The organism is Cupriavidus phytohabitans (assembly GCF_017815025.1).
Taxonomy (GTDB): Bacteria; Pseudomonadota; Gammaproteobacteria; order Burkholderiales; family Burkholderiaceae; genus Cupriavidus.
Genome location: NZ_JAGIQB010000008.1, coordinates 1 through 23,209, shown reverse-complemented (window position 1 = coordinate 23,209; position 23,209 = coordinate 1). Strand labels below are relative to the sequence as shown.

Sequence of the window (23,209 nt, the reverse complement as noted above, 5' to 3'; positions counted from 1 at the left end):
CGGAGAAATCAGGGTCTGGGCAGACGGATTGCGGCAGGCGCATGGCCCGCCGCGGCATGGACGGAACGGCCCGAGGCGGAGTCCGCCCTGGCTGTGTCGGTTTCCGTGCCCGGCACGGGATCATACCCGCCTTGTGCGAAAGGATGGCAACGGCACAGCCGGCAGGCCGCCATCCAGCTGCCGCGCGCGGCGCCGTGATGGACGATCGCGTCGCGGGCGTAGTCGGAACAGGTCGGCAGGAAGCGGCACTGCGAGCCCAGGTAAGGACTCAGGGCGATCTTGTAGATACGCAGCAGGGCTAGCAGGATTCGCTTCATGGTGAGACCGTCAGGCCGGAAGGCCCGGTGGCTGGCTCTGCGGGGCAGAAGCCGGCGGTGGGGCGGGCGGTGCAGGGTTGGCAGCGGGCGGCGGCAGCGGCCTGGCCGCCACCTCCAGCAGGCTGGCGATTTCCGCCGCGCACGCCTGTCGGACCGCCGTGCGCGTGGCAAATTCCGCCCGCGGGAATTTTGCCTGCAGGCGCAACAGCACATCCCGCCCCGACAACTGCTCGCGGCGCTGGCGGAACAGCTCGCGCGCCATCCGCTTCACCAGGTTGCGCTCGGCGGCGCGCGGCGCGAACTTCTTGCCCACGACCACGCCCAGCCGGGCTTCGGCCTGGCCGTTGGCACGCACGTACAGCACGAAATGCGTGCTGCGACGCCGGGGCCGCAAAGCAAAAACGGATGAAAACTCATCCGTCTTTGTTAGCCTCGCGGCTTTGGGGAAGGCATGGGCTGACACGCTGGGCAAGGCTGGCGAGAGATACTGCTGACTGACTAGCTGGACCCGGCGGCAACCCGGTGCAAACTGCGCGGCGCAAACTGCGCAGGCCGCCCTGGGCCCGAGGCAAGAGGCATCGACGGCGCCGGTTGCCCGGGCCTCAGATGGCCAGGCGCTTGCGGCCCTTGGCGCGGCGAGCGTTGATGACGGCACGGCCGCCACGGGTCTTCATGCGCACGCGGAAACCGTGGGTACGCTTGCGGCGGGTAACGGAAGGTTGGTAGGTACGTTTCATGTTGCACTCTCTGGTTGATCTGGGCGTGCCCGGCTTCGGCCGGTGCCGGGGTGCCGTGGCCGCCGCGTATGGTTCGCATGGGGCTGCCGCTGGCAAGGAACTGCCGCGGTGTTGCCGACGATTCTGGTTCTGTCTTGCTGCCGGCCGGCGGCGCGGTGCAGGCGTGGGCCTGTGGGCGCGGACGGCACGAACAGGCCAGACCCGGCGATGCGCATACGTGATCCCCTGCCGCATCGCAGAACCCGGCATTTAATCCAGTTTTAGCGAAGGTGTCAAGGTAAACGATGTTGTGCGCCGGCACATATGCCACATACCGAAGAACTTGTCAGTGCGTCATTGTCCACAGTGGACGGTGCACAAATTTATGTGCATGCAGCGCCGCCAACATATAAGACAACTCAGGCCGAAGTCTATGTTTTCCCTGAATTTTCGCGGGTTTCCACAGCCCGCTACCCCGCACTGCACCACGGGTTGTGCACAACAATCCACTGAATTTGCACAAGTTGTCCACAGACTTATCCTTTGTGGATAACTCCGGGCCGGGGGTACAATCCCGGTCCAAACACATCACGGGCTGCGTGGCGCAGGCGCAACCCGGGTCCCCCTCCGCGAAAAACGCATGAGTTAACGCGCGCACAGTGCGGCGAGTCGGTCGCTCGTTGGCTGGCGCTGGCATGTCGCGGGGGTACGCCAACTGGTAGTGATTACCAGTTCGGCAAGTAAGGCCCGGTCGACGCAACGTAAACGCCGCTTTTGATGTGCCCGGGCCGCGATCCCCGGGTGCCACTACTAAACAACAAACAATGCAAGATTTCTGGCAGGCGGCAGCCGCGCAACTCGAGCGCGAGCTGACGCCGCAACAGTTCAAAACGTGGATCAAGCCGCTGGCGCCCGTTGCGTTCGATGAAGAAACGCACGCGCTGCGGATTGCTGCGCCCAACCGTTTCAAGCTCGACTGGGTCAAGAGCCAGTTTTCGGGGCGCATCACCGCATTGGCCTGCGAGTACTGGGAAGCGCAGGTCAGCGTCCAGTTCGTGCTCGATCCCGCGGCCTCCGGCCGTGCCGCTGCCTATATGCAGGCGCCGCAACCGGCCATCGGGCCGGGCGCGCACGCGCAGCAGGGCGGCGCCATGGGCATGCCGGGCATGGATGGCCACGCAGCCCCGGGTACGGGGATGGGCGGCTACCCGGGCGGCCAGCAGATGGGCGCGCAGGCGCCCTACCCCATGGCCGGCCAATCCGGCCATGCCGGCCAGCCGGGCTATGGCGACTATCCCGCCGCCGCTTCCTACGGCATGGGCCAGCCGCCATATGGCAATCCGGGAAATCCGTCCGCCGCTTCGGTCCCGGGCGGCGCGCGTGCGCCGATGCCCGGCATGGGCCAGCAGCACCATGGCCAGATGGGCCAGATGGGCGCCCATGGCAGCCAGCACGCCAACGACATGGGCGATATCGACGTGGTCCACATGGACCCCGCCGAAGCCAGCGCGCGCTCCTACCGCGTGCAGCCGCAGCAGGCGCACCAGCCGCACCCGTCGCAGCAAGCGATGGGCGGCGCCAGCGGCATGCCCGGCCACCAGCCCAGCGACACGGTCCACGAGCGCTCGCGCCTGAACCCGATCCTGACGTTCGACAACTTCGTCACCGGTAAAGCCAACCAGCTGGCGCGCGCCGCCGCCATCCAGGTCGCCAACAACCCGGGCAAGTCGTACAACCCGCTGTATCTTTATGGCGGCGTCGGCCTGGGCAAGACCCACCTGATCCACTCCATCGGCAACCACATGCTGATGGAAAACCCGCGCGCGCGCATCCGCTACATCCACGCCGAGCAGTACGTGTCCGACGTGGTGAAGGCCTACCAGCGCAAGGCGTTCGACGAGTTCAAGCGCTACTACCACTCGCTCGACCTGCTGCTGATCGACGATATCCAGTTCTTCTCCGGCAAGAACCGCACGCAGGAAGAGTTCTTCTATGCCTTCGAGGCCCTGATCGCCAACCGGGCGCAGGTGATCATCACCAGCGATACCTACCCCAAGGAAATCACCGGCATCGACGACCGCCTGATCTCGCGCTTCGACTCCGGCCTGACCGTGGCGATCGAGCCGCCCGAGCTGGAAATGCGCGTGGCGATCCTGATGAAGAAGGCCGCCGCCGAGAACGTGAACGTTCCGGAAGAAGTCGCCTTCTTCGTCGCCAAGCACCTGCGCTCCAACGTGCGCGAGCTGGAAGGCGCGCTGCGCAAGATCCTGGCGTTCAGCAATTTCCACGGCAAGGACATCACCATCGAGGTGACGCGCGAAGCGCTGAAGGACCTGCTGACGGTGCAGAACCGCCAGATCTCGGTGGAGAACATCCAGAAGACCTGCGCGGATTTCTACAACATCAAGGTCGCTGACATGTACTCGAAAAAGCGGCCTGCCAATATTGCCCGTCCGCGCCAGATCGCGATGTACCTGGCCAAGGAGCTGACGCAGAAGAGCCTGCCTGAGATCGGCGAGCTGTTCGGCGGCCGCGACCACACCACCGTGCTGCACGCCGTGCGCAAGATCGCCGACGAACGCAGCAAGGATGCGCAGCTCAACCACGAGCTGCACGTGCTGGAGCAGACGCTCAAGGGTTGATGTATGGCCTTCCCGGCCGTAGACCGGGAAAGGCGCATTTTGAAGGGCCGGCCCCCGAGGCTGGCATACTGTAGGGTGCGCGCCACGGACAACCCGTGGCGCCTGGGGAATTAACGTCAGCATCGCCGGAGCAAAAGTCCGGAAAGTGGCCACCGATAAGGCTTTGCGGTGAGTCGGGCCGGGATGGCAGGCGCATTCAGTGCCAGCGTGGCTTTTTGTGCACAGCTGGCCCGCCCGCCGGTCCCGCCCCGCTTCACCGCAGCGGCTTATCCTTGGTACAATGGCATATTAACTCCTTGATTCCTAAGTGAATTTGGAGTTGTTTGCGTTCTGCGGTCGCCGACTACAAACGACGAAGGATAAATTCAATGCAATTGGTCAAAACCTCGCGAGACAACCTGCTGCGTCCGCTGCAAATCGTGAGCGGCATCGTGGAGCGCCGCCACACCCTCCCGATCCTGGCCAACCTGCTGATTCGCAAGTCCGGGTCGAACGTGTCCTTCCTGTCGACCGACATCGAAATCCAGATCACCACGCATGCGGAATGCGGCGTCGGCAACGACAGCGTCGCCACCACCGTGGCCGCGCGCAAGCTGCTCGACATCCTGCGCGCCATGCCTGACGGCGACGTGGCCCTGTCGCTCAACGACAAGCGCATGACCGTGCAATCCGGCAAGAGCCGCTTCGCACTGCAGACGCTGGCCGCCGAAGAATTCCCGACCGTTGCCGAAGCCAGCGAATTCAACGCCAGCGTCAGCCTGCCGCAGAAGACCTTCAAGCACCTGCTGGCGATGGTCCACTTCGCCATGGCGCAGCAGGACATCCGCTACTACCTGAACGGCATGCTGCTGGTGGTGGAAGGCAAGAAGGTCATGGCAGTCGCCACCGACGGCCACCGCCTGGCCTACTGCGGCGTGGAGCTGGAGAACGAAGCGGCTGGCGTCGGCTCGCGCCAGGAAGTCATCATCCCGCGCAAGACCATCCTGGAACTGCAGCGCCTGCTGGAAGACAACGACGATCCGGTGACGGTGCAGCTGGCCGCGAACCAGGTCAAGTTCACGTTCGCCAATATCGAACTGATCTCCAAGCTGGTGGAAGGCAAGTTCCCCGACTTCCAGCGCGTGATCCCCAAGGGCTACAAGAACGCCTTCGCGATCGACCGCGTGCGGCTGCAGCAGGCGCTGCAACGCACCGCGATCCTGACCACCGACAAATTCAAGGGCGTGCGCTGCATCCTCGACACGCACATGCTCAAGATCAGCTCCACCAACGCCGACCAGGAAGAGGCGCAGGAAGAGCTGGAACTCGATTACTCGGGCGACGCGCTCGATATCGGCTTCAACGTGACCTACCTGCTCGACGTCCTTGCCAACCTCAAGACCGAGCAAGTGCAGGTCAGCCTCGGCGACTCGAATTCGAGTGCGCTGATTACCGTGCCGGAAGACGACAACTTCAAGTACGTCGTCATGCCGATGCGCATCTGATGATCCGGTAAGGACACGCAGAGAACGACATACCGGAGCAGCAAACGGCACGCTACGACACCCGCCAACAATCGGGCAGTCCTTTTGCAGCGGGGGCAGGATCGCAAGCGATCCGCCCCTTTTGCCGTTTTTAGTAACCGCCTTGCGGAAGCCCCTGGCCTGGCAAATTTGCCGATATGGCCGGTTTCCGCATTTGCCGTGAGTAGGAAAACATGACCCAACCGCAAGCAGCACAACAGGAAAACACCTACGGAGCCTCCTCGATCCAGATCCTGGAAGGCCTGGAGGCGGTACGCAAGCGCCCGGGCATGTATATCGGCGACACGTCGGACGGCACCGGCCTGCACCACCTCGTGTTCGAGGTGCTGGACAACTCCATCGACGAAGCGTTGGCCGGCTACTGCACCGAGATCCAGGTCACCATCCACAGCGACAACTCGATCTCCATCGTCGACAACGGCCGCGGCATCCCGCCCCTGGTCAAGTTCGACGACAAGCACGAACCCAAGCGCAGCGCGGCAGAAATCGCCATGACCGAGCTGCACGCCGGCGGCAAGTTCAACCAGAACAGCTACAAGGTATCGGGCGGCCTGCACGGCGTGGGCGTGTCCTGCGTGAACGCGCTCTCCAAGTGGCTGCGCCTGACCGTGCGCCGCGACGGCCAGGTCCACCTGATCGAGTTCGCCAAGGGCGATGTGCAGAACCGCATCATCGAGACCGTGCCCGGCCCCGACGGCCAGCCCGTTGAAGTCTCCCCGATGAAGGTCATCGGCGCCACCGACAAGCGCGGCACCGAAGTCCACTTCCTGGCCGACGAAGAAATCTTCACCAACGTCGAGTTCCACTACGAGATCCTCTCCAAGCGCATTCGCGAGCTCTCGTTCCTGAACAACGGCGTCCATATCAAGCTGGTCGACCAGCGCACCGGCAAGGAAGAAGACTTTGCCTTCTCCGGCGGTGTGAAGGGCTTTGTTGAATACATCAACCGCTCCAAGAGCGTGCTGCACCCCACCATCTTCTACGCCAATACCGAAAAAGACGGTATCGCCGTGGAAGTGGCCATGCAGTGGAACGACGGCTACAACGAGCAGGTGCTCTGCTTCACCAACAACATCCCGCAGCGGGATGGCGGCACCCACCTGACCGGCCTGCGCGCCGCGATGACCCGGGTCATCAACAAGTACATCGAAGAAAACGAAGTCGCCAAGAAAGCCAAGGTGGAAACCACCGGCGACGACATGCGCGAAGGCCTGTCGTGCGTGCTCTCCGTCAAGGTGCCCGAGCCCAAGTTCAGCTCGCAGACCAAAGACAAGCTGGTCTCGTCCGAAGTGCGCCTGCCGGTGGAAGAACTCGTCGGCAAGGCCCTGAACGACTTCCTGCTGGAAACCCCGGGCGACGCCAAGATCATCTGCGGCAAGATCGTAGACGCCGCCCGCGCCCGCGAAGCCGCCCGCAAGGCCCGCGAAATGACCCGCCGCAAGGGCTTGATGGACGGCATGGGCCTGCCCGGCAAACTGGCCGACTGCCAGGAAAAAGACCCCGCCCTGTCAGAACTCTTCCTGGTCGAGGGTGACTCCGCAGGCGGCTCCGCCAAGCAGGGCCGCGACCGTAAGTTCCAGGCCATCCTGCCGCTCAAGGGCAAGATCCTGAACGTAGAGCGCGCCCGCTTCGACAAGATGCTCTCCAGCCAGGAAGTGCTGACGCTGATCACCGCGCTGGGCACCGGCATCGGCAAGGACGACTACAACCTGGAAAAGCTGCGCTACCACCGCATCATCATCATGACCGACGCGGACGTGGACGGCTCGCACATCCGTACGCTGCTGCTGACGTTCTTCTACCGGCAGATGCCTGACATCATCGAGCGCGGCTATGTGTATATCGCGCAGCCGCCGCTGTACAAGATCAAGCATGGCAAGGAAGAGCGGTATATCAAGGATGATGTCGAGCTCAATGCTTATCTGTTGAAGCTGGCGATGGAGAAGGCGTCGCTGGTGCGGCCGGATGGGTCGGAGATCAGCGGGGATGCGCTGACCGAGCTGGCGCGTCAGTATCAGCTGACTGAGGGCGTGATTGGCCGCTTGTCGCGCATTGTGGATACCGACGCTCTGCGTGCCATCGCGGACGGCGTGACGCTGGATCTGGATAGTGCTGCGGCGGCGGAAGCGTCAGCGGTGGCACTGAAGGCTAAGTTGGCGGAGATGCATGCCAAGACGTTGATTGGCGCTGCCGTCAACGACGATGGCACGGCTGATGTGTATGCGCAGTTTGATGAGAAGACTGACAAGCATCGGCTGATGATTGCGCGTCGTCATCATGGCAACGTGCGGCTGTCGCATCTGGATGCGGATTTTGTCCACGGTGCGGATTATGCGGCGCTGTCCAATGCGGCCAAGACGTTCCAAGGGCTGACGCCTGAGGGGACCAAGGTGCAGCGCGGGGAAGGTGACAAGCTGAGGGATCAGACTGTCAATGACTTCCATGGGGCGATGCAGTGGTTGCTTTCGGAGGCGGAGCGTGGGGTTTCTCGTCAGCGGTATAAGGGTCTTGGTGAGATGAACCCGGAGCAGCTGTTTGAGACGACGCTCGACGTTACCCAACGGCGACTGCTGAAGGTGCAGATTGAGGATGCTATTGCGGCGGATCAGATCTTTACGACGCTGATGGGGGATGAGGTGGAGCCGCGAAGGAACTTCATCGAGTCCAATGCGCTAGTTGCTAGAAATATTGACGTTTAATGCTGTCTGTATAGGAACGCATAACCTGAGAATCCGGACCCATAAGTTGAGAAATTTATGGGTCTTTCTCATTAATAGTTCTAGCTCGGGCAATTCGTCGACGCGCGCTGATGCCTCCCAAAAATGCCTAAGAAAATATGACCAAGCAAACAGCCCTGAAGCCCTGCTAGACGAGCGAGGCTACTTCTGCAGCGGTACCGGCATGAAAATAGAAGTCAAACTCGGCACCCCCAGGGAGGAATTTCTGGGGAAGAAGCTCAACGAACGAATCTCCTGGTATAGGCTGCGCGGCAGCTCACGCTCCGGGGCAGCTGTCTCGTCGTGATAACGGCGCACTTAGGCTTCGTCACGACAGTCGTTAGTAGCGTCGTGTTTGGCCTGCTTCAAGTCTCAGTTATTGCTAAGATACAGTCCTGACAGGCAATGTTTTGCCGCTGGCGCGAGAGTCGCTGCCCTTCCACGTCCCGCCAACAACAAAGCCGTGATGCACTCGATCTTCGCTTAACTCGAGGCGTCGCCGCGAAAAACGCGTATCCATACGCCCTGATGCCGATACAACTGGCTTTTCAAAACGAAAAGCTTCGCCAGATATGCGAAAGCTCCGTGTCCGCAAAACGACGTCTGGGGGAAGAGGCGGCACGTTCGCTGCGCACACGACTCGCAGACCTTCGCGCGAGCGCCTCACCAGTCGATATGGTGGATTTGGGCTTCGCTGTTTTTGATGCGGGCTCGGATATCCAAATATTTGTCTATATTGATGGAGGTTATGCTGTTACAGCAACCGTGAACAATCGTCCAGAGCCCCGATTGGAGGACGGGCAGCTTGATTGGAAGCGAGTCACTCGCTTGAAAATTCTGTCCATAGAGGGCGCTAATGAGAACTGAAGCCGATTTTTCCCCCACGTGGGCAGTTCCGCCTGGCCGGACGATATCTGACCTGTTGGTATCCAAAAGAATGCCGGCTGAGCGGATGGCGCAGTCGATGGACCTGTCGGTCGATGAGTTCGCCGACCTGCTGACAGGCAAATTTGCGTTGACCGCTTCTGTCGCAACTCGGCTGGAGGCGGTACTTGGTGCATCGGCCGCCTTCTGGCTTCGCCGCGAAGAGCAGTACCGCGAACAACTGGCAGAGTTGGCTGAGGGCGTCGACCCAGAAAGTGCCGATTACAAGGCCTGGTTGAAATGCCTTCCCATTAAGCAAATGGTCGAGTTCGGCTGGATAGACGGAGCCGTGGACAAGAGGACCAATTTGCGTAAGTGTCTAGAGTTCTTTGGCGTGCCGAATCTGGATGCCTGGAACCGTACTTACGGGGAGACCAGAGATGCAGCTGCATTCCGGACCACGGATGCACACGTCGAAAGTGTGCCAGCGACTGCTGCGTGGTTGAGACGAGGCGAGGTCCTGGCTGACCGGATTGACTGCAGCGAATGGAACCCCGCTCTTTTCGGAAATCAGCTGTCGAAGGTCCGGGAACTCACGTTACTTCCGAACCCTGTCGACTTTCTTCCCCGACTTCAGCATCTTTGCGCTGAAGCCGGCGTGGCGGTCGTTATTGTAAAAGCCCCGCCGGGATGCCGAGCTAGCGGGGCAACGTTCTTTTCGACGCCGACCAAAGCGGTGTTGCTGTTGTCTTTCCGTTACCTGAGCGATGACCAGTTCTGGTTCTCGTTTTTTCACGAGGCGGGCCACCTCGTATTGCACTATGACACGGAGTCGTTGATTCTGGAGACGACTACGGACGGACCCAAATCGCCAATGGAGGAAGAGGCGAACCAGTTCGCGGCTGAGCACCTAATACCGCAGGTATTCCAGCAGCGTATGCCTGAGGCAGCGAAGAGCAAGTTCGGCATTGCGCGACTGGCCCGCGACGCTGGCGTGTCCATGGGGATCGTCGTGGGACAAATGCAACATCGCGGCTTGTTGAAGCGCGAGCACTTCAACAAGCTGAAGACCCGTTATACGTGGGGCTGAGAATCAGCCCCGAAAAGCGACGAACTTTTCGGGGCTCTTCTGCCAGTTGCAGAGCGAATCCTCGATAACCTGCATTCCGACCTTCAATACGCCATCTAGGTCGATTGCGAGTTCGTCGAGCTTTTTGCGGGCATCTCTCCCATGTCCCGGTACCCCAAACAGTAGCTGCGCTCCCGTCGCTGGCCCAGTTGCCTCTGTCATGTATGCCGACGGAGGTTCAATATTGACGAGGCCCACTTTGCCGACCATCGTCAGATAGTCGAATTTTCCCAGGCGCCCAAACCGACGAACGGCGCTCATGGACTTGTAGAGGTAAGCGAAAAGCTCCTTAGGGTCATCGCCAGCTTCCGCCTTCGCCGACTCAATCAGGGCGACATGGGAGTGTTCTGGGCCAACCCAATCAGCATAGCTTTTCAGGACGATGTCGAGATTCCTGATACTTTCGTATTGGCGGTGGTTCCCAAAACGGAAACCGGACTTCACCTTCTCGATTTCCGACAAGCGGTCGTGCAGCCAGAGAGTAAAGGCGTTTTCTTCGCTGTTGTATTGTTCCCACGTCCAGACGAACTGGTCCTTGAACGCCCCATACACCATTCGCAGTAGACCGTACCCCGTGTTCAGGTTGCGGCCGCAGACGACGAATAGGAAGACTATCCAGAATGCTTCATCAAAATTCCCCCTATCCATGTGCCATACGGTTGCCCGGATAGGGTCGAACATATCGTCCTTCGGGTCGGTTCTGCGCTCGGATATTTTGTCTTTATTGTCGCGAATCCGTTTCACGAACTGTACCCGATGGACGCTCTCTAGCATCTGTTCAACCAGCGTGGCTAACGCTGCTGGATTCGCAATCCCTGGTAGTGGCTGCCCGTTCACCCGATAGTTACGTAGCTGTTCTTCAAGGCGCGTTGCAAGTTCGCGGTCGTATTTGGCCATTGTATTTTGACTGATGCTGGAGATGTTCGGCGTATCTGGCAAACTCAGTTTGCTTCTTCCTGGCTGGCACTGGGCGGCGGCGGCATATCGAGTTCGCCGGGCGCGAATAGTGGTTGCTCCACGGGGATAACCGGGAAGGGCTGGCGACGCTCCCGTTTCTCGATATAGATTTCGTACGCGTCGGAGTGCATCTGTTTCTTGATGCGTCTGATTTGCTCCCGATGGGCCTTGGTAGGAGCCACCGAATAGCTATAGACCTGAAGCAGTCTGGCAAGGTCGGCCCAATAAGGATGCATTCGCGCGACACTTGTTCGCTTGCCCTGTCTGATACTGTTTTCGGCTTGAAGCAACATCTCGATGGACTCGTGCGGGTCACCGAGCGGCATCGCAGGCATCGGAACACGCGCCTGAACGCCCTCCTCCAGGTACTCGGCAGCTTTCTTGGCATCGCCCGCGTAGAGATGAAAGCTCCCGACCGTATGTCTGTACGTTCCGACCTCTACACCGAGCTTCCGTGCCATGATTTCTTGCAGCATGGTGAAAGCGAAGACGTCGTGCGGAAGGCCCTTGTACGCGTCGTTTGACCGCATCATAGCCAACATTTGCAACTGCCCTCTGCGCACGGTGAATTGCAGCGTACAGGTGCACGGCATGTCCTTGAGTGTCGACTCCAGGTCCGCTGCAAGGTCCTCGGCCTGGAAGAGCTGGATGACTGCGCGCCTTGAATCCGGCCACCGTTTAAGCGTCTGCACGACGTTGTCGAGCTGGTTAATACCATTTAGGCTCAGCAGACGAGGACCGTATGCTCCATAGATAGTTTTCTTATCATCCGAATATTTTCCATACCCAGGGATGTAATACTCAATGAAATCGAGATTGTTGGTGCCGGATAGATACCACAAGAATTCACCAATGCAACTAAAGAACGTACTTTTTAGTTCGGTTCTACTTAATCTGGCTCGAGGATTGGTTATTTGAAGTAGTCCGCCGAATATTTCTGTCGCTGGACCTTTTCGTGGATGTATTTCATATGCGCCTCTGCGACTAAGTAGGCGTTTGTAGACCTTGATTAGCAGGTCGTCTAAAGTTTCGGCGCTCAGATACATGGTTAGATTCTTATAGATCTGTGGCCAGTAATAACGTCACGTCCGTTTGTGCCTGATGCGATGTCAGTCAAACAACCTGAGTTGACTATTTTGACGTGCTGTTTGCGCCCGAAGCTCAAGTTTCAATTGGCGGCCGCGCATGACCAAAGTCCGCCTGTCTGCAGCCAGGGCGCCGCGACTCAGCGCTACGTCTCGAACCTCAACAGTGACATCGTAGTGGGGCAACGACGCCTGAGCCTGAAACCAACCGCGTCTCAGCCCGAGCGATATCGCAAACCTGTGAAGTTCATCTAGCGAATCAGCAACAAGATGGCACCACTGGCGACCTCGCCATGCAATGCGAGCGTTGTCTACGTAGACTGCCAATTTCGTCCCTCAGAGAATTTATACTTTTGTTCAGGCACAACGATGATACTTCAGAAGCTTCGGTAACGTGATTCACACTTCGGGCTCCTTGGCAGCGATAGCCGAAATCAGCTGAAGGTTCTTCTCATCCCCCCCAACGCCGTGATGAATGTGACGATGACAGGCAGGACACAAGGCAGCAACATATCGCGGATGATCAAGTCCACCATCTGATACGCGTGTGGTGTGATGGGGTTCAAGGTAGGCTGAACCGTCTTTTCGCTTGAACGGTGCCGGTTGCTGACATGATTCACAAATGCCTTCAGCCCGCAGTAGCACGTAGTCCTTTACTCGCTTGCTTCGTCGATAGAGATTCCGTAGTACCGACTTGCCGATTTCGTTGCCGGAATCGTGAATGGCCTCGATTGCGCGCTTTCGAGCCTCTTCCAAGCTGGTGGGCGTAGGATCATCCATCTCCTCTTCTTCGAGCAGTGTGCTGCTCTCCTCGTCGAGTAGCGCAACAGGGACAAGTTGGAAGACGATAATGTTTCGCTGCGTTCCCTCCCTGTCGGGGCCCCTACGGATCGTATGATCGGCGTATGCATGTTCGCCCAAGTATTCCTGTCCCTTCCCCTTCCCTAGCGACTTGAAAAGGTGCAGAGCGTGTCCATTGGCAGCATGCTTTCTGATGGCAAGGTTGCCGCGCTTGAATTCCATATCGCCGACTTGCCCTTCCCCTGTGTAAGAGAACACGCCGAGCTCGTCGCGGCCGTCGAAGTAGCCGTATTGCTCACCGCTTTCTCCGGTGAAGATGAAAATGGCAGGTACCTTGCTGGACGGCGCTATGCCGCTTTGGCGGCTGCCCCCAAATCGATCATGAATTTCTGTTTGTCGATGATAGACGTGTCCTAGTACGAACTTTGGAGGTTCAAGCCCCTCGATGGACATGTTTTCGTTAGGAAGCCGAACGATGCTGAACCCAAGGTCTATTAGGTGAGCGTTCGTTTGATCTCCGCCGCTAAAGCGTGAAACTGGAATGCCTGTCGCCATCGATAGGATTTGCTTAGGCGGATACAGCATCCCGCGATCGGAGATCGCATAAAGCTGCGACTTCTTGGCTTCCCAATCTCCCCACTTCTTAGTGCCGCGCAGTTCGCGATCGAACTTATCTAATGCTGACCTGATGGTCGCCTGAGTGACATGTGGAATGCGCAAGTTGCCCCCTGCGACTGCAGTGTCTACTCAGACACGCAATCGGAAAATTCTGATATTTTTGTCATTATGTAACGGGCAACGCAAGCAAGCAATCACTCGAAAGGGGGCTTCCTGAGCGTCGGCACATAGGCATCGCTAGCCGGTGCCAGGCCAATTCCGGAGGCCATGCGTGTCGATCCTGAATCGCGATTCGGGCGGGTGTGTCAAAACTAGTCGCGGATTGGCCTTCGTTAGTGACCGCTTCCGACCCGAGCACGGCCGCTTGCGTCACCTACCAAAGGAAGCCGGCAGTTGGAACGCGGTCCTGGTAAGCATTTGAAGCCCGTACTCGGGCTTTTCTGATGACAGACGGAAGCTCGTTTTGAGAGTTCGCTGCATTGTCCCTTGCGGACTGCCGTTCGAAACTGGCGGTGTCACCACACCAATGGTCGACCAGGTTTGACAGCCTGAATCCATGCAAGCCGGACGAGCCACGAGGCGGTATCCTCTCGTCTTTCGCCTATGCACGCCCTTACGGGCGGGCCGTGGCGGGGGAGCCCTCGGGCTCGCCGGCCCTTGCATCCGGTCTGTCAACCCTGCCTCGTGCTCGCCCACCCGATTGACAGCGGACGGCGGGCCTCTATCACCGATGCAAGGAGGTTCGCAATGCAACCCACCATCCCCTCTCCCCAAGAGGCCACCCTCGCCCAAAAACAAGCCCAACTAGCCGAAAACCTGGCCAAAGCCGACCGCGCCCAGTTCCGCCGCCGCGCAAAATCCACCCCGCCCCCACCCAGCAAAGCCGTCACCCTCGAGGACCACATCCTCGAAACCAGCGACGACCTCCTGCGCGTTAGCGCCGGTCTCCAGTCGGTCCTAACCTTGCTGGACCTGCAGGCCGGCGATATCCCCGATAGCATCGGCCTCCACGCCCTGCTTTCGCCGCTCAAGCGGCAGATCGACCAGAGCGCCGACCGCCTGCAGACGCTCGTCTGACGAGGGACAGGCCCGCGCAGTACCGGGCCTGAAAGCGAAACGGCGCGAGCCACCTGGCCTCGCGCCGTTCTGGTTCTGGCACTGTGAAGTGCCGCAAGCTGAAGCCTCAATACGCCCTCAAGATCCAGTCGCTGATCGCTGCAAGGGACTCACGCAACCGCATGCCCGCGCTTTGCTCCGCCCCTTATGGGCGGCTATTAGCAACTATCGACAGCCAGCATGCCGCGTGAACCCAACCTGCCCCGGCTTCCGGTTCGCCGCGAACCCATTCTCCGCCAGCGTTTCATCCGCACTGTCATAGAACGTGCCGATCTTGTAGATCTCGCGCGCTTCCTCCCCGTTGGCCACGTCGCGGCCGAACTCGCGCGACATGCGCACGAGCTGCTCGATCTGCTCCACGGTGCCCATCTTGCGGTCGCGGCGCTGGGTCCAGATGTTGTCCTCGATGCCGCAACGCACATGCAGGCCCATGGCGATGGCCATCATGTTCAGCGGCAGCACGTTGAGCATGGAGGTTTCCAGCGTCAGCACCGAGCCGTTGGGGCAGGCACGCACGAAGTTCGCCAGGTTGTAGAGGTTGGGCGCTTCAAAGCCGCCGCCAATGGCCACCCAGGTCAGGATCAGCGGCACATTGCAGGTGCCCTTGCGCATCATGCGCTCCACCGTTTCCATCTGGGCGATGGTGGCAAGCTGGAAGTGGGTCTGGATGCCATTGCTGCTGAGGCGGCGGATGTGTTCTTCCACCCATTCCGGCCCGGCGGGAATGGTCATTTCGCGATAGGCGCGGTAGTTCGCCGGCTCGGCCAGCGAGGTGCCGGCCACGTCGGCCGCGCACATCTGCTCGACCACGTTCATCTGGTTGGTGTTGATAGCGATCGTCACCTGGTCCGGCGTCGGCTTCAGTTCCGCCAGCATGTGGCGGGTATCGTCCGACAGCCACCTGGCGACGTCGCCTTCATTCTCGGGCGCAAACGAGATCGAGCCGCCCACCTGCAGGATCATGTCGGGCACGCGGGCGCGGATGCCGGCCAGCAGTTCATTGAACTTGGACAAGCGCTTGGAGCCCTTGCCATCGGCTTCACGCACATGCACGTGCAGCACGGTGGCGCCGGCGTTGTAGCAGTCCACGGCCTTCTGGATCTGTGCCTCCATCGTTACCGGAATGTCTTCCGGGAAGTCGGCTGGCATCCATTCCGGACCGAAAGGCGCGGCGGTAATGACCAGCTTCTGCTGGTTCTCGGGGAACAGCGAACCGTCGATGAAATCCATCTTTGTCTCCTGCGGATAAGTGGTTCAGGCCAGTGCGGTTTCGGGGGTGCGCGCGTTGAGGTCGCGCTCGCCGATGCCAAAGGGCTTGTCGCCGATGATGCCGGCGCGCTCCATCTTGCGATGGCAGGGCGCGTAGTCCATCACCGCGTAGTGCTGGGTGCTGCGGTTGTCCCAGATGGCCATGCTGTTGGGCTTCCAGCGCCAGCGAACCTGGTACTCGGGAATGAACGCCTGCGACACCAGGTAACGCAGCAGGTCAGCGCCGCCCGGGTTGTAGTCCTGGCCGTAACGCACGTGTGCCGCGGTGTGGAAGTTGGTGAAGTGCGTGGTGAAGGCGTTGACGAACAGGACCTTTTCACCGGTCTCGGGGTGGATGCGCACCACCGGGTGTTCCGGGTCCGGGTACTGCTCCTTCAGCGCCAGGCGCCGTTCGATCGGCATGGCGGCGCCAAAGCTTGCCTCGATGCTGTGGCGGGCACGCAGGCCGGCGATCTCCATCTTTACATGCGCGGGCAGGTTCTCGTAGGCGAGCACCATGTTCGCCCACATGGTGTCGGCCCCGACTGCCGGGCCTTCCAGGCAGCGCAGCACGCAACCCATGGGCGGCGCTTCACGCCACGTCGCATCGGTATGCCAGGCGTTCTCGTAGCGATCCATCGGCTGGTCCGGGCGCTTGTAGATCTGCACCAGGCCAGGGTATTGCGGATGGCTGCCGGCAACCGGGTGATCTTCCAGCTGGCCGAAGCGCTCGGCAAAGGCGACGTGCCCGGCGCGGGAAATGTCCTGGTCACGCAGGAACAGCACCTTGTGCTGCAGCAGCGCGGCGCGGATCTCGGCGAACAGGCCGTCGTCGTGGATGGCATCGTTCAGGTCCACGTCGACCAGTTCAGCGCCAATGCTGGCGGTCAGTTGTTCTACGCGCATTGTCAGGCCTCCGTGCGGGAAATGACGGAAGCCGGGCATGCCGCGCTTGTCGGATGCGTCGAGCATGTCGAACACGCGATGCCGTGCCCTGGCGGGCGATGGGAAATGCTGGTTTTGTTCACGCTTTGTCTCCTGCCTTATCAGTGGGGTAAATCAACGCGTCTGGCGTCGGATGAAAATTACTGTTCGCGGGCAGGGTGGGACTTTGCTTTACGTGCCAAACGGCTTGCGTTTGGTGCCAGGCCCGGAGTCAGGGCTGGTGCGATTTGATCGCCGTCAAATTTTTGGTGCGAGCAGCAGGCCCGCGCAACGCGGGCGTGAAAGCAAAACGGCGCTAGCCAATTGGTCTCGCGCCGTTCTGCTTTTGGCACGGAGAAGTGCCACAAGCTGATGCCTCAGTACTCCCTCAGGACCCAGCTACTGATCGCCGCGAAGTACTCACGCAGCCACGCATTGAAGCGAAGGTACAAAGGCGTCGCGGCTCCAACGCCAAAGGCCTCGCTGAACCCTGCCCTACGCGCAATTCCCATCGCCCGCCGCACGTGGAAATCGCTGGTCACCACCACAATCGCCTTCCCGGCATCGACGCCCTGTCCCTCCAGCAACCGCCGGCTGAACAACAGGTTCTCCTCGGTACTTGTACTTCGCCCCTCGCGAATCACCCTGTCCGACGCCACCCCACGCGATACGAGGTAGTCCGCCATGATGTCCGCCTCGACACACCGCAGCCCGAAGTCCTGTCCGCCACTCACAACCAACTTGGCCTCCGGCCATCGCTGCGCCTGCATCAACCCTTGATCCAGCCGCGCAATCAACGTCGGCGACGCCTCGCAGTTAGGCGTGCCTGATCCAAGGATGACGATCGCCTTCACCGAAGTCCCTGCCGGCACGGGGACGCCCATGCCGCTGCGGATGTCATAAAAGAACACCCCGACAGTCACCAGCCACGCAGCAAACGCCACCCAACCCGCACGCCACAGCAACTGTCGCCGTCGATCAGTCTTGCGCCACCGTGTCACGCCATCCCAGCACAACGCGAGCAACAGGAAGGCGATGCCAATACACCCCGGCAACGTGATGCCAAGGCTGAACAATCCCATTCCCATCAGCGCGACAGCATCGCCAAGCAGCACGGCTCCGGCCAGTGCCAGGCCGAGGCGTATCCAGCGCGTTCGGCGTTTCACCGCGGGGTTCTCCAGATAGTTGACTCCGATATTTTCCAACCGCATATGTCACCAGATAGCGCGACGGATCATTACACCGAGCCACTTCTTCATGAGCATGGCTAGCGCTGAACACCAGGCGGACACGACAACTTCAGGGCAATGTGGCGAGCAGCTTGATGAAATTGCGCTTCGCGCGATAGGTGGCACGGATCTCCTCCAGTTCTCTGGTGAACTCTGCGTGCTCGCCCAGCCTTGACCGCAGGCTTCCGATGGCGCGCACGATTTCAAATGCCTCGTCATAGCGCGCACTGCCCGAGCCGTTCCCGACGGCGACCGGCAGCAGCCGGTGATAGAGGGCAATCGCATCATGAGGATGCGTTCTGCCTCGGGCAACTGCCATCTGGGGCCACAGTTGCGTCGCCACCGGGCCACCGACAAAGGTGTCCCAGGCCACATCGTCCTTCTCTTCGGAAAGGAAAAGCTTGACCAGTTCGGTGCGCGTTGGCGTCTGCCAGGCATAGCGTTTGGATTTCTTGCTCGACTCCTCTTCCTTGACAAGCGCCCAAAGGAGCTTGATTGCACGCTCCCGGGTCTCATCATGCCGACCGATGGCCGTAGCGACCTTCATCAAGGCGGGAAACGTGCCGGCCGTCGGATGCATCTCGAAGCGGCGCCATGCGATCGTAGCGGCCTGGTCGAACTCGCCGCGACGCAGATACGCGTCGATGCAAAAGTCGAGCAGGCGCGCGTCGACATTCCCTTCCGATTCACGAAGGGCTCGCTCGGCCCACGCGAGACCCTCGTCCGGACGGCCATGATTCACGCAAAGTTCTGCAATCTGAAGAAAGCGATACGGACTCGACAGGTCCTTGGAGAGAATTCGGATAAGTGCATCGGTGTCGCCGTCAAGCTCCGCCAGGGTTCGCATTGTGCGCTCAAGATACAGTCGGCGCGACTCGAATGATTGGAGAGATTCATTGCCCGGAGCAAGCGGGGCGAGGGCTTCCCAGGCCTCGCTTACCAGTCCACGGTAGCGGCTTAACCCGCTCGTGCCCAGAGGCTCGGCGTAAGCGGGTAGGACATCGCTGAAAGTATCCCATTTGCCTTCCACCTGCAGGCGGAAGAGCCGCTCCGCAAGTTTCACAGGGTCGGGGCGGGTTTGCTGGCATGCGTCGAGGTGGACAGACGCCAGCTCCAGGATGCCGGGCATCACGCCTCCGCCGGAATCGTCAATCTGCTCAAGGCTCATTTCCGCGCCGGCAATTGCCAGCTCGGTGAGTTCGACCACTTGCGCAGCGTGCGGCCCAGTGAGCCTCTGGCGTAACGTCTCGGCCAGCGACATCAGGCTGTCGCCGTATTCGCCAGCCTCCGTCCAGTCCAGCGGCCGGGAGATGCGCGTGACCTGCCGCACGGCAGTTCTCATGCTCGGCAGATCGGACGCCTGCGCCGAGCGGGCGGCGAATAGCAACTTGTCGCGTAACGTCCGGTCAAGCTCGACGGCTTCCAGCAGCAGTTCCTGAAGCGCGCCTTTGTCCAGCGTCGCCACGTATTCGCGAATCACTTCCTCGTAGGTCTTTCGCTTCTTGCGCGGTTTCTCCCGGGTGGTCTCTTCGGCATGGAATACCTCTTCGCCAGTGTTTTCGAGCCAGGCGAGTGCAACGGCCACCGCGTGCTTGCAGAAAATACCTTGATCGCCTACCGGGCAGTCGCATGCATAGGCGAGTTCGCCATCGCCAGCGACGGCCAGCTCGACGCGGTAACGGTGCGTTCCGCGTACGCTGGCGCGAATGGCGCCTTCGTGTTCCTCAAGGCGAGACACGGCACCGTCATGGAAATAGGCCATGCCGCGCGCGAACGTCCCGGTGTCGGTCTGGGCCTGAACTGTCGGCGAGTGTAAGGATTTCAGAGAGCTTTGCAGGTGCGGACATGGAAGGTGGCGTCCCATTGAAGACATGCCGCGAACGGACGGCGGACCGTTACGATGATACCTGTCAGAACGCGCGGGCATGCCACAGCTCATGCCGAGGGTGGGCCAATAAGGGCTGTGGCAGGGATGCTCCCATTGAGAGATTCTCGGTGCTCCGTCGCTTAGCCCGGGATCGCGACCACGGCAGCCATACGGGTGGCGGCTAACCCGCGACGTCAGACGTCAATACCTGCACGCAATAACTGACCGGCCGGTACAGGCCGCGCGAGAAGGAAACCCTGCCCACGATCGCACCCAATTTCACGCAGGAAGCACAACTGGTCGGCGTTCTCGACACCTTCCGCCACCACCGTCAACCCAAGCGACCGCGCCATGGCAACAATCGCCCGCAGGATCGCGCTGTCACGCCGACGGCCGTCGATACCAGCAAGGAACGACCGGTCCACCTTCAGCGTATCAACCGGCAGCGCCTGCAAATAGGTAAACGACGAGTACCCCGTCCCAAAGTCATCAATAGCAAGACTCACCCCACGCCGCGCAAGCTCCGCCAGCAGCGCTTCCGTCATCCCATTGCCGGTCATGGCCATGCTCTCGACCAGTTCCAGCTGCAGCCTGCCCGGCGGCAAGCCGGTATCGCTCAGGATCGTGGTGAGGTCATGCAGGAACTGCTCGTGGCGGCATTGCCGCGCGGAGAGGTTGACGGCAATCCGGCCGAACGCGAAACCCTCTTCGATCCAGAGGCGCGCCTGCCTGCAGGCTTCGCGCAGTACCCACGCGCCGATCGGCATGATCAATGCCGAATCCTCGGCGGTGGTGATGAACTCGCCGGGTGACAGCAAGCCCCGCGTCGGATGCTGCCAGCGCAGCAGCGCTTCCAGGCTGACGACGGCCCCGCTGCGCAGGTCGAAGACCGGTTGATAGTGCAGGCGGAATTCGTTGGCCGCCAGGGCGTTGCGCAACTCGCTTTCAAGCGTGATCCGCTCCATCGAGGATGAGGTCATCTGCGTGGAGAAGAAGCGGAAACTGTTCTTGCCCTCCTCCTTGGCCGCGTACATGGCGCGATCGGCCTGCATCAGCAACTGTTTCTGGTCGGTGCCGTCGTCGGGGTAGATGCTGATGCCGATGCTCGGTGTCACGAACACGGCTTGGCCGTGGGTGTCGATCGGGTGCCCGACCGATTTCAGCAATGCCTGCGCAATCTGCGCGACGTGGCGGATGTCTTCGATGTCTTCGATGATGACGGTGAATTCGTCCCCGGCCAGGCGCGCCACCGTGTCGCTTTCGCGAACGGCTTCCTTGAGCCGCCGGGCGATGACCTTGAGGGCCTGGTCGCCCACGCCGTGCCCCATGGTGTCGTTGATCAGCTTGAAGCGGTCGAGGTCGATGAACATCACGGCCACCCGCCTGCAGGCACGCTCGGCGCGGGCAATGGCCTGCTTCAGGCGCTCGCTGAACAGGGTACGGTTCGGCAGGGCCGTGAGGGCATCGTGCATCGCCAGGTGGTTCAGGCGCTCTTCGTCCATCCGGCGCTTGGTGATGTCCGAAAAGATGGCGGCGTAATGCGTGCAGGTGCCATCGGGGCTGTAGATGCCTGAGATCGACAGGTACTCCAGGTAGAGTTCACCGTTCTTGCGGCGATTCCAGATCTCGCCCTGCCAGCTGCCCTGCTCGCGCAGCTGGCGCCACAGCGACTGATAGAACTCGGCGCCCTGTTTTCCTGAGTTCAGCATGCGCGGGGTCTTGCCGATAGCTTCGGCCTGGGAATAGCCGGTCAGTTGCGTAAAGGCCGGGTTCACCCGCTCGATGACGCCGTTCGGGTCTGTCACCATGACGCCGTCGAGCGTGGCCTCGAACACGCGGTCCGCCAGCTTCAGGTGGTAGGCGGATTGCAGCAGGGCTTCATCGCGCTCGCGCAGCGCCAGTTGAAGCTCATGCACATACTCGTATTCGATATGGCTCAGGATGTCGGCCAGGCTCAGCACACCCACCAGTTCGCCGTGGCCGTCGCGCTGGCCGTCAAATATGCCCACATGGCGGATGCGATTCTCGATCAGGGTCTGGCGCGCCGCGTAGAGGCTCTGCGATCGCCGCAGCGCGCGCAGGGGGCGCGTCGCATGTTCGGCCACCGTGCCGACAAGCGCATTGGCGGCCGCCAGCCGGACAATATCGCGTTCGGTCAGGATGCCGTACTCGTCTGCGGAGTAGCGAACGACGATGGCGCTCAGCCCGCCGGTGCGCATGGCGTGCATCGCGTCGGGCAGGCTGGTGTCGGACGCCACCACGACAGGCCGGGACAACTTGACGGAATCGATCGGCTTGGTGCGCAGGAAGAATTCGGCGCCGTGGCCCATGACGAGATCGGTCTGCGAGAGCATGCCGAGCGGGCGCCCGGCGTCGTCGACCACCAGGCAATGGCGGATGCCCTTGTTCTTGAAGTGGACGACGGCGTCGCCGAGGCGCGTGTGGCCGGACAAGGAATCCACAGGGTGGCTCATCAGCGCGCCGATCGGCCCGGACAGCGCCTCGGCCGCGTTGCCGAGCGCCAGCGCATCGCGTTCGGTCCAGATGCCGACTGCCTGGCCGTGATCCATCACGACAATGGAACGTGTGCCAAGAACGCAAGCATCAGCCAATCGATGTTCGCGATGCTTTACTGAAGATGAGGGCCGGCCCCTCGAAGTCGGCTTGCAGGAGCAGGCTTCAAACCGCCACAAGCTGCGTGGGTAAAGAGCCCTCGTGGTGAGCGTTGTTGGAAAAGTCGGGGGGAAACCCCGGCAGGTGAGAGTCAAAGAGACGAACGTGAGTGAACCGCTGATGACGTGTCGTAATCGTGATAATCGATGTCAAAACCGGAGGGGTTTCATGCTCCGGGACGAGTTTGGGCGATGCCTGCTGACGGCCCATTCGGCATCCGGCATAAAGGCGGCGTGACTTTGACTCAGGCTCTGTATCGGATCTGGAATCGGATGTCCTCCGGCAGCTACATGCCGCCGCCGGTGCTGCGGGTTGACATACCCAAAGCGGGAGGTGCGGGAACGAGGCCGTTGGGAATACCCACGATCTCCGATCGCATCGCTCAGACGGTGGTCAAGCGATATCTGGAGCCGCTCGTGGAACCGGTGTTTCACGGTGACTCATACGGGTATCGTCCCGGACGATCGGCGCATCAGGCGCTCAACGTCACCCGGCAGCGATGCTGGGAGTACGAATGGGTGCTTGACCTCGACATCAAGAATTTCTTCGGTAGTATCGATTGGGAACTCATGATGCGCGCGGTGCGCTGTCACACGGACTGCGCGTGGGTGCTGCTGTATATCGAGCGCTGGCTCAAGGCACCCGTGCAAATGCCTGACGGGGCCGTGGAGTATCCGGACAAGGGCACGCCGCAAGGCGGTGTCAGAGCTCCGGCAACAACATAGCAAACTCGCGGGTAAGATGTGGCCTTCGCATATCAAGGGAGTGCCTGGCGCCATGGTC

19 protein-coding genes are annotated in these 23,209 nt (G+C 60.7%); 7 read left to right on the top strand and 12 right to left on the bottom strand.

The window, feature by feature from the left end:
• Positions 1-8 precede the first annotated feature (8 nt).
• From yidD to rpmH, 3 genes are all read right to left on the bottom strand, one after another.
• Positions 9-317 (bottom strand): membrane protein insertion efficiency factor YidD, encoded by a 309-nt coding sequence (gene yidD, locus J8I34_RS07380; protein WP_029046423.1) that lies wholly within the window; start codon positions 315-317, stop codon positions 9-11.
• A gap of 10 nt (positions 318-327) precedes the next feature.
• Positions 328-780 carry a ribonuclease P protein component gene (rnpA, locus tag J8I34_RS07375; protein WP_209805776.1) on the bottom strand — a complete coding sequence of 151 codons (453 nt, stop codon included), beginning with the start codon at positions 778-780 and terminating at the stop codon, positions 328-330.
• A gap of 139 nt (positions 781-919) precedes the next feature.
• A complete protein-coding gene (gene rpmH, locus J8I34_RS07370) occupies positions 920-1,054 on the bottom strand; it encodes a 50S ribosomal protein L34 (protein WP_008650850.1) in 135 nt (44 codons plus the stop codon).
• Between the two features lie 803 nt (positions 1,055-1,857).
• Between rpmH and dnaA the strand changes: the two genes are divergently transcribed.
• From dnaA to J8I34_RS07345, 5 genes are all read left to right on the top strand, one after another.
• A complete protein-coding gene (dnaA, locus tag J8I34_RS07365; protein WP_209805732.1) occupies positions 1,858-3,675 on the top strand; it encodes a chromosomal replication initiator protein DnaA in 1,818 nt (605 codons plus the stop codon).
• Positions 3,676-4,043: 368 nt separating this feature from the next.
• Complete coding sequence (dnaN, locus tag J8I34_RS07360; RefSeq protein WP_029046420.1) at positions 4,044-5,159, top strand: DNA polymerase III subunit beta; 1,116 nt, start codon at positions 4,044-4,046, stop codon at positions 5,157-5,159.
• A gap of 212 nt (positions 5,160-5,371) precedes the next feature.
• A complete protein-coding gene (gene gyrB, locus J8I34_RS07355; RefSeq protein WP_209805731.1) occupies positions 5,372-7,897 on the top strand; it encodes a DNA topoisomerase (ATP-hydrolyzing) subunit B in 2,526 nt (841 codons plus the stop codon).
• Positions 7,898-8,443: 546 nt separating this feature from the next.
• A complete protein-coding gene (locus J8I34_RS07350) occupies positions 8,444-8,782 on the top strand; it encodes a hypothetical protein (protein ID WP_209805730.1) in 339 nt (112 codons plus the stop codon).
• A 97-nt stretch (positions 8,783-8,879) separates the two neighbouring features.
• Positions 8,880-9,869 carry an ImmA/IrrE family metallo-endopeptidase gene (locus J8I34_RS07345; protein ID WP_245175826.1) on the top strand — a complete coding sequence of 330 codons (990 nt, stop codon included), beginning with the start codon at positions 8,880-8,882 and terminating at the stop codon, positions 9,867-9,869.
• Between the two features lie 3 nt (positions 9,870-9,872).
• Here J8I34_RS07345 and J8I34_RS07340 read toward each other — a convergent pair whose 3' ends face one another.
• The 4 genes from J8I34_RS07340 to J8I34_RS34690 all read right to left on the bottom strand — a co-directional run bounded on the left by J8I34_RS07340 (position 9,873) and on the right by J8I34_RS34690 (position 13,471).
• On the bottom strand, positions 9,873-10,847 hold the full coding sequence (locus J8I34_RS07340) for an alpha-glutamyl/putrescinyl thymine pyrophosphorylase clade 3 protein (RefSeq protein WP_245175825.1): 975 nt from the start codon (positions 10,845-10,847) through the stop codon (positions 9,873-9,875).
• A 2-nt stretch (positions 10,848-10,849) separates the two neighbouring features.
• The gene (locus tag J8I34_RS07335) at positions 10,850-11,911 is read right to left on the bottom strand and encodes a thymidylate synthase (RefSeq protein ID WP_209805728.1); all 1,062 of its coding nucleotides are present in this window, start codon (positions 11,909-11,911) and stop codon (positions 10,850-10,852) included.
• Positions 11,912-11,974: 63 nt separating this feature from the next.
• Positions 11,975-12,277 carry a DUF4031 domain-containing protein gene (locus tag J8I34_RS07330; protein WP_209805727.1) on the bottom strand — a complete coding sequence of 101 codons (303 nt, stop codon included), beginning with the start codon at positions 12,275-12,277 and terminating at the stop codon, positions 11,975-11,977.
• A gap of 72 nt (positions 12,278-12,349) precedes the next feature.
• Entirely contained in the window at positions 12,350-13,471 is a 1,122-nt protein-coding gene (locus J8I34_RS34690) for an HNH endonuclease (RefSeq protein WP_245175823.1), read from the bottom strand.
• A 645-nt stretch (positions 13,472-14,116) separates the two neighbouring features.
• Between J8I34_RS34690 and J8I34_RS07320 the strand changes: the two genes are divergently transcribed.
• Entirely contained in the window at positions 14,117-14,446 is a 330-nt protein-coding gene (locus tag J8I34_RS07320) for a DUF1484 family protein (protein ID WP_209805726.1), read from the top strand.
• Between the two features lie 204 nt (positions 14,447-14,650).
• Here J8I34_RS07320 and J8I34_RS07315 read toward each other — a convergent pair whose 3' ends face one another.
• The 5 genes from J8I34_RS07315 to J8I34_RS07295 form a co-directional block, all read right to left on the bottom strand.
• A complete protein-coding gene (locus tag J8I34_RS07315) occupies positions 14,651-15,715 on the bottom strand; it encodes a beta-keto acid cleavage family enzyme (protein WP_209805725.1) in 1,065 nt (354 codons plus the stop codon).
• A gap of 24 nt (positions 15,716-15,739) precedes the next feature.
• Positions 15,740-16,639 carry a TauD/TfdA dioxygenase family protein gene (locus J8I34_RS07310; RefSeq protein WP_209805773.1) on the bottom strand — a complete coding sequence of 300 codons (900 nt, stop codon included), beginning with the start codon at positions 16,637-16,639 and terminating at the stop codon, positions 15,740-15,742.
• A 395-nt stretch (positions 16,640-17,034) separates the two neighbouring features.
• A complete protein-coding gene (locus J8I34_RS07305; RefSeq protein ID WP_371748049.1) occupies positions 17,035-17,862 on the bottom strand; it encodes a YdcF family protein in 828 nt (275 codons plus the stop codon).
• 94 nt (positions 17,863-17,956) lie between these two features.
• Positions 17,957-19,648, bottom strand: coding sequence for an SWIM zinc finger family protein (locus J8I34_RS07300; protein ID WP_209805723.1), 1,692 nt, complete (start codon positions 19,646-19,648; stop codon positions 17,957-17,959).
• A gap of 299 nt (positions 19,649-19,947) precedes the next feature.
• Positions 19,948-22,323, bottom strand: coding sequence for an EAL domain-containing protein (locus J8I34_RS07295; protein WP_209805722.1), 2,376 nt, complete (start codon positions 22,321-22,323; stop codon positions 19,948-19,950).
• Between the two features lie 294 nt (positions 22,324-22,617).
• Here J8I34_RS07295 and J8I34_RS07290 point away from each other — a divergent pair, with 294 nt between their 5' ends.
• On the top strand, positions 22,618-23,151 hold the full coding sequence (locus J8I34_RS07290; RefSeq protein ID WP_245175822.1) for a reverse transcriptase domain-containing protein: 534 nt from the start codon (positions 22,618-22,620) through the stop codon (positions 23,149-23,151).
• Positions 23,152-23,209 lie beyond the last annotated feature (58 nt).

Excerpts from the sequence above, each read along its gene's own strand:
- J8I34_RS07335 (WP_209805728.1), bottom strand. The coding sequence starts at position 11,911 with ATGTATCTGAGCGCCGAAACTTTAGACGACCTGCTAATCAAGGTCTAC.
- yidD (WP_029046423.1), bottom strand. The coding sequence starts at position 317 with ATGAAGCGAATCCTGCTAGCCCTGCTGCGTATCTACAAGATCGCCCTG.
- J8I34_RS07315 (WP_209805725.1), bottom strand. The coding sequence starts at position 15,715 with ATGGATTTCATCGACGGTTCGCTGTTCCCCGAGAACCAGCAGAAGCTG.
- J8I34_RS07350 (WP_209805730.1), top strand. The coding sequence starts at position 8,444 with ATGCCGATACAACTGGCTTTTCAAAACGAAAAGCTTCGCCAGATATGC.
- J8I34_RS07290 (WP_245175822.1), top strand. The coding sequence starts at position 22,618 with ATGCCTGCTGACGGCCCATTCGGCATCCGGCATAAAGGCGGCGTGACT.
- J8I34_RS07345 (WP_245175826.1), top strand. The coding sequence starts at position 8,880 with ATGGACCTGTCGGTCGATGAGTTCGCCGACCTGCTGACAGGCAAATTT.
- rpmH (WP_008650850.1), bottom strand. The coding sequence starts at position 1,054 with ATGAAACGTACCTACCAACCTTCCGTTACCCGCCGCAAGCGTACCCAC.
- gyrB (WP_209805731.1), top strand. The coding sequence starts at position 5,372 with ATGACCCAACCGCAAGCAGCACAACAGGAAAACACCTACGGAGCCTCC.
- J8I34_RS07300 (WP_209805723.1), bottom strand. The coding sequence starts at position 19,648 with ATGGCCTATTTCCATGACGGTGCCGTGTCTCGCCTTGAGGAACACGAA.
- J8I34_RS07320 (WP_209805726.1), top strand. The coding sequence starts at position 14,117 with ATGCAACCCACCATCCCCTCTCCCCAAGAGGCCACCCTCGCCCAAAAA.
- dnaN (WP_029046420.1), top strand. The coding sequence starts at position 4,044 with ATGCAATTGGTCAAAACCTCGCGAGACAACCTGCTGCGTCCGCTGCAA.
- J8I34_RS07295 (WP_209805722.1), bottom strand. The coding sequence starts at position 22,323 with ATGGATCACGGCCAGGCAGTCGGCATCTGGACCGAACGCGATGCGCTG.
- dnaA (WP_209805732.1), top strand. The coding sequence starts at position 1,858 with ATGCAAGATTTCTGGCAGGCGGCAGCCGCGCAACTCGAGCGCGAGCTG.
- J8I34_RS07310 (WP_209805773.1), bottom strand. The coding sequence starts at position 16,639 with ATGCGCGTAGAACAACTGACCGCCAGCATTGGCGCTGAACTGGTCGAC.